At 62.4% G+C, this 14401-nt stretch carries 17 protein-coding genes; 8 read left to right on the top strand and 9 right to left on the bottom strand.

The window, feature by feature from the left end:
• Window positions 1-8: 8 nt before the first annotated feature.
• Window positions 9-527: an ankyrin repeat domain-containing protein gene (locus tag C4K27_RS22405; RefSeq protein WP_053262208.1), complete on the bottom strand. Its 519-nt coding sequence runs from the start codon at window positions 525-527 to the stop codon at window positions 9-11.
• Window positions 528-624: 97 nt separating this feature from the next.
• Window positions 625-2457, bottom strand: coding sequence for a long-chain-acyl-CoA synthetase (locus C4K27_RS22410; RefSeq protein WP_053262209.1), 1833 nt, complete (start codon window positions 2455-2457; stop codon window positions 625-627).
• A gap of 658 nt (window positions 2458-3115) precedes the next feature.
• Here C4K27_RS22410 and C4K27_RS22415 point away from each other — a divergent pair.
• Window positions 3116-3394, top strand: a complete 279-nt coding sequence (locus C4K27_RS22415) for a DUF3509 domain-containing protein (protein WP_009045039.1) — start codon at window positions 3116-3118, stop codon at window positions 3392-3394.
• Between the two features lie 99 nt (window positions 3395-3493).
• Here C4K27_RS22415 and mtnC read toward each other — a convergent pair whose 3' ends face one another.
• The 5 genes from mtnC to aroC all read right to left on the bottom strand — a co-directional run bounded on the left by mtnC (window position 3494) and on the right by aroC (window position 7718).
• Window positions 3494-4177, bottom strand: a complete 684-nt coding sequence (gene mtnC, locus C4K27_RS22420) for an acireductone synthase (protein ID WP_053262210.1) — start codon at window positions 4175-4177, stop codon at window positions 3494-3496.
• Window positions 4178-4181: 4 nt separating this feature from the next.
• A complete protein-coding gene (locus C4K27_RS22425) occupies window positions 4182-4727 on the bottom strand; it encodes a 1,2-dihydroxy-3-keto-5-methylthiopentene dioxygenase (protein WP_007932260.1) in 546 nt (181 codons plus the stop codon).
• Window positions 4728-4826: 99 nt separating this feature from the next.
• Window positions 4827-5447 carry a methylthioribulose 1-phosphate dehydratase gene (locus C4K27_RS22430; RefSeq protein ID WP_053262211.1) on the bottom strand — a complete coding sequence of 207 codons (621 nt, stop codon included), beginning with the start codon at window positions 5445-5447 and terminating at the stop codon, window positions 4827-4829.
• Entirely contained in the window at window positions 5444-6592 is a 1149-nt protein-coding gene (locus tag C4K27_RS22435) for an MFS transporter (RefSeq protein WP_053262212.1), read from the bottom strand. Before C4K27_RS22435 ends, C4K27_RS22430 begins: the two co-directional genes overlap by 4 nt.
• Window positions 6593-6626: 34 nt before the next feature.
• On the bottom strand, window positions 6627-7718 hold the full coding sequence (gene aroC, locus C4K27_RS22440) for a chorismate synthase (RefSeq protein ID WP_053262213.1): 1092 nt from the start codon (window positions 7716-7718) through the stop codon (window positions 6627-6629).
• Between the two features lie 141 nt (window positions 7719-7859).
• On the opposite strand from aroC, the gene C4K27_RS22445 reads away from it, so the two are divergent.
• Both C4K27_RS22445 and C4K27_RS22450 read left to right on the top strand, forming a co-directional pair.
• Window positions 7860-8813 (top strand): alpha/beta hydrolase, encoded by a 954-nt coding sequence (locus C4K27_RS22445; RefSeq protein WP_053262214.1) that lies wholly within the window; start codon window positions 7860-7862, stop codon window positions 8811-8813.
• A 98-nt stretch (window positions 8814-8911) separates the two neighbouring features.
• Window positions 8912-9700, top strand: a complete 789-nt coding sequence (locus C4K27_RS22450) for a hypothetical protein (RefSeq protein ID WP_053262215.1) — start codon at window positions 8912-8914, stop codon at window positions 9698-9700.
• A 52-nt stretch (window positions 9701-9752) separates the two neighbouring features.
• On the opposite strand, the gene prmB is transcribed toward C4K27_RS22450, so the two are convergent.
• A complete protein-coding gene (gene prmB, locus C4K27_RS22455) occupies window positions 9753-10661 on the bottom strand; it encodes a 50S ribosomal protein L3 N(5)-glutamine methyltransferase (protein ID WP_053262216.1) in 909 nt (302 codons plus the stop codon).
• 237 nt (window positions 10662-10898) lie between these two features.
• Between prmB and C4K27_RS22460 the strand changes: the two genes are divergently transcribed.
• The 5 genes from C4K27_RS22460 (at window position 10899) to C4K27_RS22480 (ending at window position 13679) form a co-directional block, all read left to right on the top strand.
• Complete coding sequence (locus C4K27_RS22460; RefSeq protein ID WP_053262217.1) at window positions 10899-11489, top strand: cysteine hydrolase family protein; 591 nt, start codon at window positions 10899-10901, stop codon at window positions 11487-11489.
• Window positions 11490-11630: 141 nt separating this feature from the next.
• Window positions 11631-11951: a hypothetical protein gene (locus tag C4K27_RS22465; RefSeq protein ID WP_007932271.1), complete on the top strand. Its 321-nt coding sequence runs from the start codon at window positions 11631-11633 to the stop codon at window positions 11949-11951.
• Between the two features lie 75 nt (window positions 11952-12026).
• The gene (locus C4K27_RS22470) at window positions 12027-12584 is read left to right on the top strand and encodes a Smr/MutS family protein (protein ID WP_007932272.1); all 558 of its coding nucleotides are present in this window, start codon (window positions 12027-12029) and stop codon (window positions 12582-12584) included.
• Window positions 12585-12661: 77 nt separating this feature from the next.
• A complete protein-coding gene (folE, locus tag C4K27_RS22475; protein ID WP_003204506.1) occupies window positions 12662-13207 on the top strand; it encodes a GTP cyclohydrolase I FolE in 546 nt (181 codons plus the stop codon).
• A 100-nt stretch (window positions 13208-13307) separates the two neighbouring features.
• A complete protein-coding gene (locus tag C4K27_RS22480; protein WP_053262218.1) occupies window positions 13308-13679 on the top strand; it encodes a glutathione S-transferase N-terminal domain-containing protein in 372 nt (123 codons plus the stop codon).
• Window positions 13680-13787: 108 nt separating this feature from the next.
• Here C4K27_RS22480 and C4K27_RS22485 read toward each other — a convergent pair whose 3' ends face one another.
• The gene (locus C4K27_RS22485) at window positions 13788-14390 is read right to left on the bottom strand and encodes a glutathione S-transferase family protein (RefSeq protein ID WP_053262219.1); all 603 of its coding nucleotides are present in this window, start codon (window positions 14388-14390) and stop codon (window positions 13788-13790) included.
• Window positions 14391-14401: the final 11 nt, after the last annotated feature.

The raw sequence follows: 14401 nt of genomic DNA on the forward strand, positions 1-14401 counted from the left end.
CGTTCAGCTCAGCCCAGCAACTTCTGCAATTGCGCGGTGGTGTCGACGGCGCCCATGGTCTTCGCCGCGTCCAGTGCGCTCACGCCATTGGCGTCGGTGGCCCGCGGGTTGGCGCCCTTGCCGATGAGGTAGTCGACGATTTCCGTGCGATTGAACATCGCCGCCATCATCAGCGCGGTACGCCCGTCGAAGGACGAGCCTTCCACCTCGGCACCGCCCTCCACCAACGCCTTGACCACCGCCAGGTCGCCCTTGAAGGCCGCGCCGGCGATCGGGCTCTGGCCGTTGTTGTTACGGATCTCGGGGTCGGCCTTGTGCTTGAGCAGCACCTGCACCGCGTCCACATGCCCGTAGTAGCTGGCCAGCATCAGTAGGGTGTCGCCCTTGTGATTGCGCAGGTTGACCGGCAGACCGCTGCTCGCCAGCTTGTCGAGCATCTGGGCGTCGCCTTGACGGGCGACGTTGAAGACCTGCTCGGTAAACTCGGCGGCTTCTTCTGCGGTCATCTGGCGGCTTTTGTCTGACATCGGGAACTCCACTTTCGGCCAATCGGAAAGCCGCTAGTGTCCCCAAGCGGCTCCCGCCCTGTCATCCCTTTTTTCTCAAGAGCGGCCATAGCCAGAATCAATAACGGTGCCGACCGGCACAAATATCCGCCAGGACCGCCTCCGTCACCCGGACATAGGTCGCCGAACCCGGCAACCAAGCGTATACCGGGTCGCCGCCGGTTTTCGACGGGTCGAAGGCTTCTTCCTTGAGCCGGGTCTTCTGGTACTTGAAGGTGCCGGTGGTCTCCATCTTCACCTTGACCCGCAGGAACAGCGGCACCGCGTAGCCCGGCAGATGCTCGCGGGCGAACTGCAACAGCTCGGTGAAATCCAGGGTCGCCAGGGATTCGGCCGGGGTGATCGCCGCCATCCCGGCACGACCGTTGGTGTTGTGCACCTCCACGCCATAGGCCACCGCCTCGGCGACCTGCGGATGTTGCAAGAGGATGTTCTCCACCTCGGTGGTGGAGACGTTTTCGCCCTTCCAGCGATAGGTATCGCCCAGGCGATCGATGAACTGCGCATGGCCAAAACCGATATCGCGCAGCAGGTCGCCGGTATTGAAGTAACGGTCGCCCTTCTCGAACACGTCGGTGAGGATCACCTTCAGGTTCTTTTCCGGCTCGGTATAGCCGTCCAGCGGTGCCTTGTCGTCGATCTTCGCCAGCAGCAGGCCTTGCCCACCCTTGGCGACCTTCTGCATGAAGCCGGAACCGTTGCGGATCGGCGCGCAGGTGTCGTGGGCATACTCCACCAGCGCCCAGGGCGCCAGGGAAAAGCCCACGGTATTGTCGAAGTTGAGCACGTTGGTAAAGCCGATATTGCCGTCGCTGGCGGCATACAGCTCACAGATATGCTCGATGCCGAAACGCTGCTTGAACGGCCCCCACACGCCGGGGCGCAGGCCGTTGCCGACCATCTTCACCACGCTGTTGTCACGGTCGTGCTCGCAGGCAGGCTGGTCAACCAGGTAACGGCACAGCTCGCCCACATAACCAATGGTGGTGGCCTTGAACCGGCGGGCGTCTTCCCAGAACCGGCTGGCGCTGAACTTGCGGCGAATGGCGAAGCCCGAGGCGCCGCTGATGGCCGAGCCCCAGCACACGCACAACCCGGTGGCGTGATACAGCGGCAAGGTGCAGTACAGGATATCGGCCGGCTGCATGTCGAGGGCGATCATGCCGAAGCTGGCCGAGCTGCGCATCCAGCGGCCGTGCTTGAAAATACCGGCCTTGGGCAGCCCGGTGGTGCCGGAGGTGTAGATATAGAAGCACGGATCGTCGAGGTAGATCCGCGCGGTACTTGGTGGGTTGGACGATTCACTGGCGGCGCTGGCGGTCATCAGGTCGATGCAACCGGCAGGCGTTGGCCCGGACGCCACATCCGGATCGGCGACGAACCAGGTGCGCGCCTCGTCGATGGCGACCTGATCGCGAATCGCCGAGTAGGCATCCAGCAGTTCGCCGCCGACGATCATCGCTACCGGCTTCACCAGGTTCACGCTGTGCACCAGCACACTGCCGGTCTGCGCGGTATTGAGCATGGCGCAGATGCCGCCGAGCTTGGCCACCGCCAGCACGCTCACCAGCAACTCGGGACGGTTCTCGACGAAGATCGCCACCACGTCGCCCTTGCCGATGCCCTGGCTCGCCAGGTAATGGGCGATCCGGTTGGCCCACTGGTTGGCCTGTGCATAACTCAACACCCGGTCGCCGTACAGCAGCGCCGGGCCGTCGGGGTTGCGTTGGGTGGCCTGCTCGAAGGTCCAGCCCAGCCCGCAGGGCTGATCGGCGCGCTTGACGTTGGCTATCTGCATGCCCTTGATGACCCGCGGCAACGCCCGGGCGATGGAGGGCAACTTCCGTAGCATCATGCCCCAGGTGATCATGTCGTGCTGATGAGTGCTCATGACGGTTCCTGTTCGACGCAAAAGGATCCTGCACGGGGCCAGGCCGGGCAGGCGGACAAGGGTCGATGGGGCTATTCAGCTGGGGCCCGAGGGCGGGCCGCGACGGCAAACAGGAGAAACAGGGGGCGTGCTATTGGCAGTAACGCAGAGCATGGCGTTCATGGATGACGTCCTATTTTCTTATTATCAGGCGCCCATGATCCAAGGGATCACGGCGCATGACTGTCCATGTCGGTGAAACGTCTGATTGACCTGTACAGCCCGGAACATCAGGGTTTTGGCTTGTGCAAAGAGTCTGCGCCAAGCTTGTCACTGGCAAAAAAATACGTCAGCGCTTCCTGGCCTGTACATGGAGTTTTTGCAAAGTTTTGTATCTCCTCCGCGCCGCCAGGTGCCTCGCGCTTGAGGGCCGGGCTTGCCGGCTGAATCTTTTGCGTGAACCGGCAGTCACAGCGTTACGCCCCTACCCTTGCCCAGGCCTGCGATCTCGCAAAATGCAGGATGCACGATAGCCATTCATGCAAATTGCACGGACACGCAAACGGCGAATTTTTATAACAATATGATTTATAACGATTTTTATAAAAATTGAGACTGGCACAATCGCTGCACCTATCACTCCAGGTTTGCCATTCAAGAACCAATGGAGCTGATAGACATGAGCCTGATCCAAGAAAAATTCGCTTCCCTGTTCTCCAACTACGAAGTGACCACTCAGCCACGGCCCGATGGCGGCATCCTGCTGACGCTGCGTAACAGCGAAGGTAAACAGCTCAAGCGCTCGATCTCTTATGCGCAGTTACATGCGGGCGATCAGTTGTCATGGGTGATCAGCGCGTTGCGTCGCGACCTGGCCGAACAGGCCAGCGAATTGCCACAGATTTCCCTGCTGCAAAGCCAGAACCGTTTTGCCCTGCCGTCGTATCACTCGCTTTAAATCCGCACCGCCGCGGATTCGCGATGATCACCGGCAACTGGATAACAGATAACCCCAATCAGGCCGTGCCAGCCTTGCGCTGACACGGCCTGATTGCTTTCAGAAACCCTGCGGATCGATATCGGCGAAGCTCGCTACATTCGCATGCCCCGCCAATACCCCGCCTTCGCGCACCAGGCCGCAGGTGGCCAGGCCGGCGGACCGGGCCGCATCCAGCTCCTGGACGATATCGGACAAAAAGAGAATCTGCCCGGGTGCACAGCCGATGGCCTGGGTAATGCGCTGGTAAGACTGCACTTCCCGTTTCGGCCCCGAGGTGGTGTCAAAAAAACCGCTGAACAGCGGCGACAGGTCCCCGGCAGTTGAGCAACCGAAAATCAGCTTCTGCGCTTGGATCGAGCCCGACGAATAGACATACAACCGATATCCAGCCTGATGCCAGTGCTGCAACGCCGCCACCGCATCCGGGTAGACATGGCCCTTGAGCTGTCCGGCCCGGTACCCCTGCTCCCAGACCATGCCTTGCAGCGCCTTGAGTGGCGTGGACTTGCGATCTTCCGCGATCCAGCCCAACAGAATCCCGATCACCCGCTCGACGTCCGCCGCCGGCTCGCCGCTGGCCTCGCGCACCGCCTGCAACTGCTCGGCAACGTCGGCCCGGCTGGCGTGCTTGCGCACGAAGTCCGGCAGGTGCCGCACCGCGTAGGGGAACAGCACCTCGAAGACAAAGCTCACCGCGCTGGTGGTGCCTTCGATGTCGGTGAGAATGACCTTGATCGGCATCCGCTCAATCCTCCAGAAGCGGGAACTGGCTGGCGATATCGGAACCAGTGAAGTTGGCGACCCAGCCTTGCGGGTTGTTGAACATGCGGATCGCCACCAGGTATGGGTTCTCGCCCATGTCGAACCAGTGCGCGGTACCGGCCGGCACCGAGATCAGGTCGTTCTTCTCGCAGAGCACGGCATACACGTAGTCGCCGATATGCAGGCTGAACAGGCCGCGGCCGGCGACAAAAAAGCGCACCTCGTCCTCGGCATGCCGGTGTTCGTCGAGGAACTTGGCGCGCAGCTCGGCCTTCTGCGGGTGATCGCCATTGAGGCTGATCACATCGACGGTGATGTAGCCGCGCTCGGTCATCAGGCGGTCGATCTGTTCCTGGTAGGCGCCTATCACTTCCTCCTGGCTGGCGCCCGGCTGGATCCTGGTGGCGGCTTGCCAGCGATCGAAACGCACGCCCTGCTCGGCCAGGGTCGCGGCGATATCGTCGAAATGGGTCAGCACCTTGTTCGGCAGGTCCGGGCTGGATACGTGGTAAACGGACAGGCTGCTCATCTTGGCAATTCCTCGTTATCGGCAGTGCCTTGCGGCTTTTTCCAGGCCGGTCAGGCAGTGCATATCATCAGGCGCTGGCTACTTCAGTCGAAGCAAGCCTTAACGGTTTAACAGGGCGCGAGTCTGCAACTCGCACTCGAACAGAAACTCGAAGGCCTCGATCTGGCGCTGCGCGTCACTCATGCGCGCGCCCCAGGTGTAGAGGCCATGACCGCGAATCAGGTAGCCGACGCAATCGGCATGGGCGTCGAGCCAGGGCTGGATCTTGGTCGCCAGCCGGGCGATGTCCTGGTCGTTGTCGAAAATCGGCACGCGCACCCGCGACTCGTGGCTGGCAATGCCGGTAAACGCCTTTTGCAGCTCGTAACCCTCGAACTCGATGAAGTCCTCGGCGGTCAGGCGTGACAGCACCGTGGCATTCACCGAGTGGGTATGCAACACAGCGCCGATCTGCGGGTTCCAGCGGTACAGCTGGGTGTGCAACAGGGTTTCGGCCGAGGGCTTTTTGCCCGGCTCCAGGCTGTTGCCCGACAAGTCGGTGGCCAGCACGTCATCCAGGCCCAACTGGCCTTTGTGCTTGCCCGAAACCGTGAGCAATAGCGCGCTCGGCGACAGGCGCGTGGAATAGTTGCTGCTGGTGGCCGGGGACCAGCCGCGGGCATACAGAAAGCGTCCGACCTCGATGATGTCCTGTGCCAGCTGTTCGCGAGTAAGGCTCATGGCCTCTCCTCTTGCATACGTGTGGCAATGATAACGGCTGCCGCCAGCGCTGCGAGGCTTGCAATACTAAAGGTCAATGTCGCGCCCAGGGCGTTCCAGCTGTAGCCGGAATACAGCGCGCCCAATGCGCCACCGGTGCCGGCCAGGGCCGCGTACAGGGCCTGGCCCTGGCCTTGCTGGCGGTCGCCGAAGCTGCGTTGCACGAAATGAATGGCCGCGGCATGAAAGCTGCCGAAGGTCGCGGCATGCAGCACCTGGGCAAACAACAGCACCCACAGATGTTCGGCAAAGGCGCCCAGCAGCAACCAGCGCAGGGCCGCCAGCAGGAAACTCGCCAGCAGCACCCGACGCACCGAAAACCGCGAGAGAATCCAGCTCATTGCCAGGAACATCAAGACTTCGGCGACCACCCCCAGCGCCCACAACAAACCGATCAAGCCGCGGCTGTAGCCCAGGTGTTCCAGGTGCAGGGTCAGGAAGGTGTAGTAAGGACCGTGGCTCATTTGCATCAGCGCCACGCAGGCATAGAAGGCCAGGACGCCGGGGCTGCGCAGCTGGCCAAGAAAGCCCCCGGCGGCCAAGCGGCTGCCCTGGGCCGCTGGCTGGGCGTTGGGCACCCAGGCGCTGCTGAGCACGATGCCGGCCATGATCAGCACCAGCGCCGCCGGGTAGATGTCCAGGCTCAACCACTCGAACAGCCGCCCCAGCGCCACCACCGTGAGGATGAAACCGATCGAGCCCCACAGGCGGATCTGGCTGTAGCGAGCGGTCTGGCCTTGCAGGTGCGCCAGGGTGATCGCTTCGAATTGCGGCAATACCGCGTGCCAGAAGAACGCATGCAGGGCCATGACCATCGCCAGCCAGGCGTAGCTCTTGCTGACGAAAATCAGCGAAAAGCTCAGCAGCGTGCAGATCGCGCCAAAACGCACGATGGCCAGGCGCCGGCCGGTGTAGTCGCCCAGCCAGCCCCAGAGGTTCGGCGCCACGCAGCGCATCAGCATGGGAATCGCCACCAGCTCGCCAATACGCGCGCTGGAAAACCCCAGGTGATCGAAATACAGCGCCAGAAACGGCGCGGTCGACCCCAGCAAGGCGAAATAGAACAGGTAGAAACTGGAGAGCCGCCAGTACGGGAGCGCCGCCACGGCCGTCAGACCGTGGCGACTGGCAGAGACGCCATTACAACTGGCCCAGCACCGGCGTGCTGACGCGCACGTCGGCATTCTGGCCACGATGACGCAGCAGGTGATCCATCAGCACGATGGCCATCATGGCTTCGGCGATCGGCGTGGCGCGGATGCCCACGCACGGGTCGTGACGGCCCTTGGTGATGACGTCCACCGGGTTGCCATCGATGTCGATCGAGCGGCCCGGGGTGGTGATGCTGGAGGTCGGCTTGAGCGCCAGGTGCGCGACGATCGGCTGGCCGGAGGAAATCCCGCCCAGGATGCCGCCCGCGTTGTTGCTGAGGAAACCTTGCGGGGTCAGCTCGTCGCGATGCTCGGTGCCACGCTGGGCGACGCTGGCGAAACCGGCGCCGATTTCCACGCCCTTGACCGCGTTGATGCTCATCAGCGCATGGGCCAGCTCGGCGTCCAGGCGGTCGAAGATCGGCTCGCCCAGGCCCGGCATCACACCCTCGGCGACCACGGTGATCTTGGCGCCCACCGAGTCCTGATCGCGACGCAGCTGGTCCATGTAGGCTTCCAGCTCCGGCACCTTGTCCGGGTCGGGGCTGAAGAAGGCGTTGTCTTCCACCGAGTCCCAGGTCTTGAACGGGATTTCGATCGGGCCCAGCTGGCTCATGTAGCCACGCACCACGATGCCCTGGCTGGCCAGGTATTTCTTGGCGATGGCCCCGGCCGCCACGCGCATGGCGGTTTCCCGCGCCGAGCTGCGACCGCCGCCGCGGTAGTCGCGGAAGCCGTATTTGTGGTGGTAGGTGTAATCGGCGTGGGCCGGGCGGAACAGATCCTTGATCGCCGAGTAGTCCTTGGACTTCTGGTCGGTGTTGCGGATCAGCAGGCCGATGGAGCAGCCGGTGGTCTTGCCCTCGAACACGCCGGAGAGGATTTCGACTTCATCGGCTTCCTGGCGCTGGGTAGTGTGGCGGCTGGTGCCGGGCTTGCGCCGGTCCAGGTCGCGCTGCAGATCGTCCAGCGACAGCTCAAGACCCGGTGGGCAGCCGTCGACAATGGCGACCAACGCCGGACCATGGCTTTCGCCCGCGGTGGTGACAGTGAACAGCTTGCCGTAGGTATTGCCGGACATGCAGGACGCTCCATGAAATCAGCCGAAATAACTCAATCTGGATTACTGAGCCGGGAAGTATACGCAGGCTCCCCAACTAGTTCATCCTCGAACCTTATCCGTGTCCGGAAGTCCAACCGACACCTTCTCCATGATGGCGTGATGATGCTGCGAGTTCTTCTCTTGAGCCTTACCCTGTTCACCGGCCTGGTCCAGGCGGCCGTACTGCAACGTCCCATCAGCCTCGACACCGGCACTGGCGAGTTATACGGCTCGCTGCTGCTGCCCAAGTCCGACGCCCCGGTGCCGGTGGTCCTGATCGTCTCCGGCTCCGGCCCCACCGACCGCAACGGCAACAATCCCGACGGTGGGCGCAACGACAGCCTCAAGCGCCTGGCCTGGGTGCTGGCCAAGCACAACATCGCCAGCGTGCGCTACGACAAGCGCGGGGTGGCCGCTAGCCTCGCCGCCACCCCGGACGAGCGCAACCTGACCCTCGACGCCTATGTCGCCGACGCCGTGGCCTGGGGCAAGAAGCTCAAGGGCGACCCGCGCCTGGGCCCGTTGATCATGCTCGGCCACAGCGAAGGCGCGCTGATCGCCACCCTGGCGGCGCCCCAGGCCGATGCGGCGGCGGTGATTTCCATCTCCGGCACCGCCCGCCCGGTGGACCAGGTGCTGCGCCAGCAACTGAGCTACCGCCTGCCGGCGCCGCTGATGTTGCGCAGCAACGAACTGCTCGACAGCCTCAAGGCTGGCCGGGTCGACACCGACGTGCCGCCGCAGCTGGAAGTGATCTTCCGCCCCAGCGTGCAGCCGTACCTGATCACCCTGTTCAGGCAAGACCCGGCCGCCGCGTTCGCCCGCCTGAAAATGCCGGCGCTGATCGTCCAAGGCAGTAATGACATCCAGGTCGGTGTCGGCGATGCGCAGATGCTCAAGGCCGCCAAGCCGGACGCCCAACTGGCGCTGATCGAAGGCATGAACCATGTCCTGCGTATCGTGCCCAACGACGTCAAGCGGCAATTGGCCTCCTACAAGGATCCGCAGCTGCCCCTGGCCTCGGAACTCGGCACCCGCATCATCAGCTTTATTGACGGACTTCACGCCCGTTGACGCGTTTTCCCCTCCAGTCCTGAAAAAAACGGCCGATAAGCCTTTGCCGGCCGTTCACTTGCCGTCGGCAAGTAGCGCTTGGACAGGATCTCGCCGTTATGACCGATACCCAGAACCCTCCCGAAACCGAGGTTGAAAACCCCGCTCCCGAAGCCGTGGCGTTGCCGTGGGCGGACGTCCATGCCGAGCATCACCGGATGCTTCGCCTGGCCCCGCTGCAAACCGATCGCGCCACGGGCGGACGGCCCCTGCGCTTTATCGAGTTCGGTTATGCCGAGCGCAGCAACAAGGAACACAGCCTGTTGCGCATGACTCTCCAACTGCCGGGCCAACGGGTGCGCAAGGAACAGAATCACCTGGATGTCTGGGTCGACCACACGACTCGACGGGTACGCTTCGAACCGGAAAACCTGCAGATCGAACCGGCGAACCGCGGCATCGGCCGCTTTCTGTTGGCGCAGGGGGCAAGCTGGGCCCAGAAGAAATGGCCGCACTACCGCGTGGACGGTTTCGAACTGGCGAACAAGGATGCGCTGAACGAGGCCACGCGCCTGCGGCGCGATCATTTCCTGCGGGTCCAGGGCTTCGATGTGGTTTACGCCGATGCCCAGCATCTCAAGGGCAGCGTCAAGCATGTACAGGTCGGTGAACTGCTGCCCAACTGGAACACCGAAAAGCTGCAATTCGTCGAGATCCTCGAAGCCGCGCAGATGCTGCAGCAGGCCGAGCAGAACCTCGAAGAACAGGAAGTGAAACTGCGCAAGCACGAAGAAAAGGTCGCCAAATACAAGCGCGAAGACACCGGGCTGCGCTTTACCATCACCTGCCTGGTGGCGTTTGCGGTGTTCCAGGCCGGGTTGCTGATCTGGATCGCGACCCACCGCTGACAACAAAAAGCCCTCCGATTGGCGGGCTTTTTTGTGGTGCTTCGCTGGTTGCTCAGACCCGGGAGCTGAACAGTGCCTGGTGCTGTCGGCACTGCTCGGCGGTGAGCATGAACACGCCATGACCGCCGCGTTCGAAGTCCAGCCAGGCGAAATCGACTTCCGGGTACAGGGCTTCGACATGGACCTGGCTGTTGCCGACCTCGACGATCAACAGGCCCTTCTCGGTCAGATGATCCGCCGCCTCGGCCAGCATGCGCCGCACCAGATTCAAGCCATCGTCGCCACAGGCCAGGCCCAGCTCCGGTTCGTGCTGGTATTCCTCGGGCATGTCGGCGAAGTCCTCGGCATCCACATACGGCGGGTTCGACACGATCAGGTCGAAGCGCTGGCCCGGCAAGCCGTCGAAACCATCGCCCTGCACCGTGAACACCCGCTCATCGACACCATGGCGCTCGATGTTCTGGTTCGCCACCTCGAGGGCTTCGAACGACAGGTCGGCCAGCACCACTTCGGCCTTGCGGAACTCGTAGGCGCAGGCAATGCCGATGCAGCCGGAACCGGTGCACAGGTCGAGAATGCGCGCGGGCTCGACGCCCAGCCAGGGCTCGAAACGTTTTTCGATCAGCTCGCCGATCGGCGAGCGCGGGATCAGCACCCGCTCATCGACAATGAACGACAGGCCGCAGAACCAGGCCTCGCCCAGCAGGTAGGCGGTCGGTACGCGCTCTTCGATGCGCCGCTTGAGCAGACGCTGCAGGTTGACCAGTTCGTCGTCTTCCAGGGCGCAGTCCAGATAGCTGTCGGCGATTTCCCACGGCAGGTGCAAGGCACCCAGTACCAATTGGCGGGCTTCGTCCCAGGCGTTGTCGGTCCCATGGCCGAAAAACAGATCCTCCCCATGAAAGCGGCTGACAGCCCAACGGATGTGGTCGCGCAGGGTGCGCAGGCGGGAAGTGATCACGGGACAGACTCCTGAAAAAACGACTGGCGATTCTAACAGCCAAAACGTCTGAGGACGACGCATGAAAAATCTGAGTCTGCGGGGCGTTCAGGCGGTTTTCTCCACATTCGGCCCGATTCTCCACAGCCCTTGACACGGCTGTAGGCCAGCAACCACGCACCTTACGTTAGTAGCGATTCACAGAAGCGCTCCGCCAGAGGACAATGTCGCAAAAGCCCCACTCACAGGAGCCCCAGAATGTCCGTTCCAAAGACGATGTTTCAACTCAGCGGTCGTGGTTATGCAGCGGCTAATTTGAGCCACGCGACCCTTGTGATCATCGACGCCCAGAAAGAGTACCTCAGCGGTCCGCTGGCCCTGTCCGGCATGGACGCTGCGGTCGCCAACATCAAGCAACTGGTCGCTGCCGCCCGCTCCGCCGGCCGCCCGGTTGTGCATGTGCGCCACCTCGGCACCGTCGGCGGCCTGTTCGACCCCCAGGGCGAACGCGGTGAATTCATCCCCGGCCTCGAACCCCAGGGCGACGAGACCATCATCGGCAAGCTGCTGCCGAGCGCCTTCCATGGCACCGAACTGGAAAAGCGCCTGCAGGACCTGGGCTCCCTGGACCTGATCGTCTGCGGTTTCATGAGCCATTCCAGTGTCAGCACCACCGTGCGCGCGGCGAAGAACCTGGGTTTTCGCTGCACCCTGGTGGAAGACGCCTGCGCCACTCGCGATCTGCCCTACAAGGGCGGCATCCTCAGCGCCGAGCACGTGCAGCAGACCGAAATGGCCATCATGGCGGACAACTTCGCCACCCTCGCCGCCACCAAAGATCTGATCTGATCGACCTGCAATGAGCGGTGCGCCTTCAGGGGCAAGGCCGCTCATCCGTAAAAGCCTCTCATTTGCCGTAATTGCCTTAGCCTCAGGAACCACCCGGTCATCTTTCGGTCGAAGGGCCGATACCCATTGAGGAAGGTCGGAATGAAGATATCCGATGGTTTTGACGCACGTCGTCTGCGGCCCAAAGGCCCGCGGAACTGGCGTTTGCGCCTGGGCGCGGGATTCTCCGCGTTGCTGGCGACCTTCGGTGTGCTGCTGGCGATGGCCGGGGCCGCCAGCCTGTTGGGGCGCCCTCCGGCGCTGGGCGAATTGAATGCAAGTCCGGCGGGTTCCGCGGTGATTCTAGCGGTCGGTCTGTTACTGCTGTATGTCGGCGTCTGGCTGTGGCGTCGCTGCCGGCGGCGCATGCGCCAGCCGCAGACCCTGAACATGGCTCCCCACCTGATGAAGAAGCATGACTGAATCGACGGCAACACGTTTTGTCCCGCCCCTCTCCCGTCGAGTTGGGTAAACTGCTCGGTCTTCGCGGAGGCTGACATGCAAGACGACGATTTTTCCCTGTTCAAAAGCGCGATCCAAGGCGTCAAGCCGATCAAGCACGATCGCGCCGAAACCGGCAAACCCAAGGCTGACCGGGCGCAGATCGCCAAGCTGCGCCAGGCAGCCAGCGTGCGCACCGAAACCACGACCGTCGACGGGCTGTCCGATCAGTTCGTGATCGATGTCGGCCCGGAAGACGAGCTGATGTGGGCCCGCGACGGGGTTCAGGAAAGCCAGATGCGCAAGCTCAAGGTCGGCCAGATCCCTTTCGAGGGCAGCCTCGACCTGCACGGCATGAACGTGGAAAAGGCCCGGGAAACCCTCTGGGCATTCCTCGCCGAAGCCACCAAGTTCGAAATCCGCTGCGTGCGCGTCACCCACGGCAAGGCCGTGCGCCTGGACGGCAAGCGGCCGATGATCAAGAGCCACGTCAACACCTGGCTACGCCAGCATCCCCAGGTACTCGGCTTCACCTCGTGCCAGGCCAAACATGGCGGTGCCGGGGCGGTCTACGTGATGCTCAAACGCACCATGATGGAAGGCCGCGACGAGTAAAGCCGCTTCGTCGCGCTTGCAGCGCCCGGTCCGCCACCGTACCCTTGCTCTTTGCGTAAAATCCCACAGGTAGTTTCATGTCCCTGGAACAGAATTACACGGCGATCCTCGGCCAATTGGGCGAAGACGTCTCCCGCGAGGGCCTGCTCGACACGCCAAAACGTGCCGCCAAAGCCATGCAGTACCTCTGCCGCGGTTATGAACAAACGCTGGAAGAAGTCACCAACGGTGCCTTGTTCAGCTCCGATAACAGCGAAATGGTGCTGGTCAAGGACATCGAGCTCTACTCGCTGTGCGAGCACCACCTGCTGCCTTTCATCGGCAAGGCTCACGTCGCCTACATTCCGAGTGGCAAGGTGCTGGGCCTGTCGAAAGTCGCGCGCATCGTCGACATGTACGCGCGCCGCCTGCAGATCCAGGAAAACCTCAGCCGCCAGATCGCCGACGCGGTCCAGCAAGTGACCGGCGCCCTGGGCGTCGCGGTGGTGATCGAGGCCAAGCACATGTGCATGATGATGCGCGGTGTGGAGAAGCAGAACTCGTCGATGATCACCTCGGTGATGCTGGGCGAGTTCCGCGAAAACGCGGCAACCCGCAGCGAGTTTCTCAGCCTGATCAAGTAAACGGCTGCCCGAAAGAACCGGCGTTCATCGCCGGTTTTTTTTCGCCTGGCAAAAATCAGGTAAGCTGCCGCCCCTTCTTTCATGGGCAAGAGGCAATATTGTGATCGTCAAAGCGCTTCGAGTCGGCCTGGGCCAGCTCATCATCTTCATCGACTTCATCACCCGCCCACGCAAGCAGCAGCGCCCCGCCGCCGCTCAAGCCCAGGTCGAACAGGCCGCCAAGGGTCTGACCCTGTACCAGTTCCACGCCTGCCCGTTCTGCGTGAAAACCCGCCGCACCCTGCACCGCCTGAACATTCCGGTGGCCCTGCGTGACGCGAAAAACAACGAACAGGATCGCCAGGCCCTGCTGGAGCAAGGCGGCAAGATCAAGGTGCCGTGCCTGCGTATCGAAGAAAACGGCCAGACCACCTGGATGTACGAGTCCAAGGTGATCATCGATTATCTGGACAAGCGCTTTGCAACAGCTTGAATGGTTGGTGGCGTTCTGAAGGACGTCATCGCGCCAGAACAGCCCCCCACAAGATCCAGACCATAAAAAAACCGACCCAAGGGTCGGTTTTTTGTTTCCCGCAGAGACTCAGTCGAGCATCCCGACATGCCGCGGATGGCTTTCCACCCGCTGCATCCACGCCTGGATGCCCGGGTAGCGCGCCAGGTCGAAGCCACCTTCATGGGCGACATGGGTGTAGGCATAGAGCGCGATATCGGCAATCGAGTACTGCTCGCCCACCAGATACGGCGTGCGCGCCAACTGGTGTTCCATCACGTCCAATGCCTTGTAACCACGCTTTTGCAGCTTCTCGTATTCGTGTTGGCGCTCTTGCGGCAGCCCCAGATAGAGCTGGATGAAACGTGCCACGGCAATGTACGGCTCATGGCTGTATTGCTCGAAAAACTGCCATTGCAGCACTTGCGTGCGTAAACGCGGCTCGCTCGGCAGGAATTCGCTGCCGTCGGCGAGAAAGTTGAGAATCGCGTTCGACTCCCACAGGCAGGTGCCGTCTTCCAGCTCCAGCACCGGGATCTTGCCGTTGGGGTTCTTCGCCAGAAACGCCTCGGTCTGCGTATCCCCGTTCAAGATGTCCACGGCGTGCCACTCGTAAGGCAGGCCCAGCAGATTGAGCATCAGCTTGACCTTGTAGCAGTTGCCGGACCGGTAATCCCCATAAACCTTGTACATGGCCCTCTCCC

Source organism: Pseudomonas chlororaphis subsp. chlororaphis (assembly GCF_003945765.1).
GTDB classification, from domain to species: domain Bacteria; phylum Pseudomonadota; class Gammaproteobacteria; order Pseudomonadales; family Pseudomonadaceae; genus Aquipseudomonas; species Aquipseudomonas chlororaphis.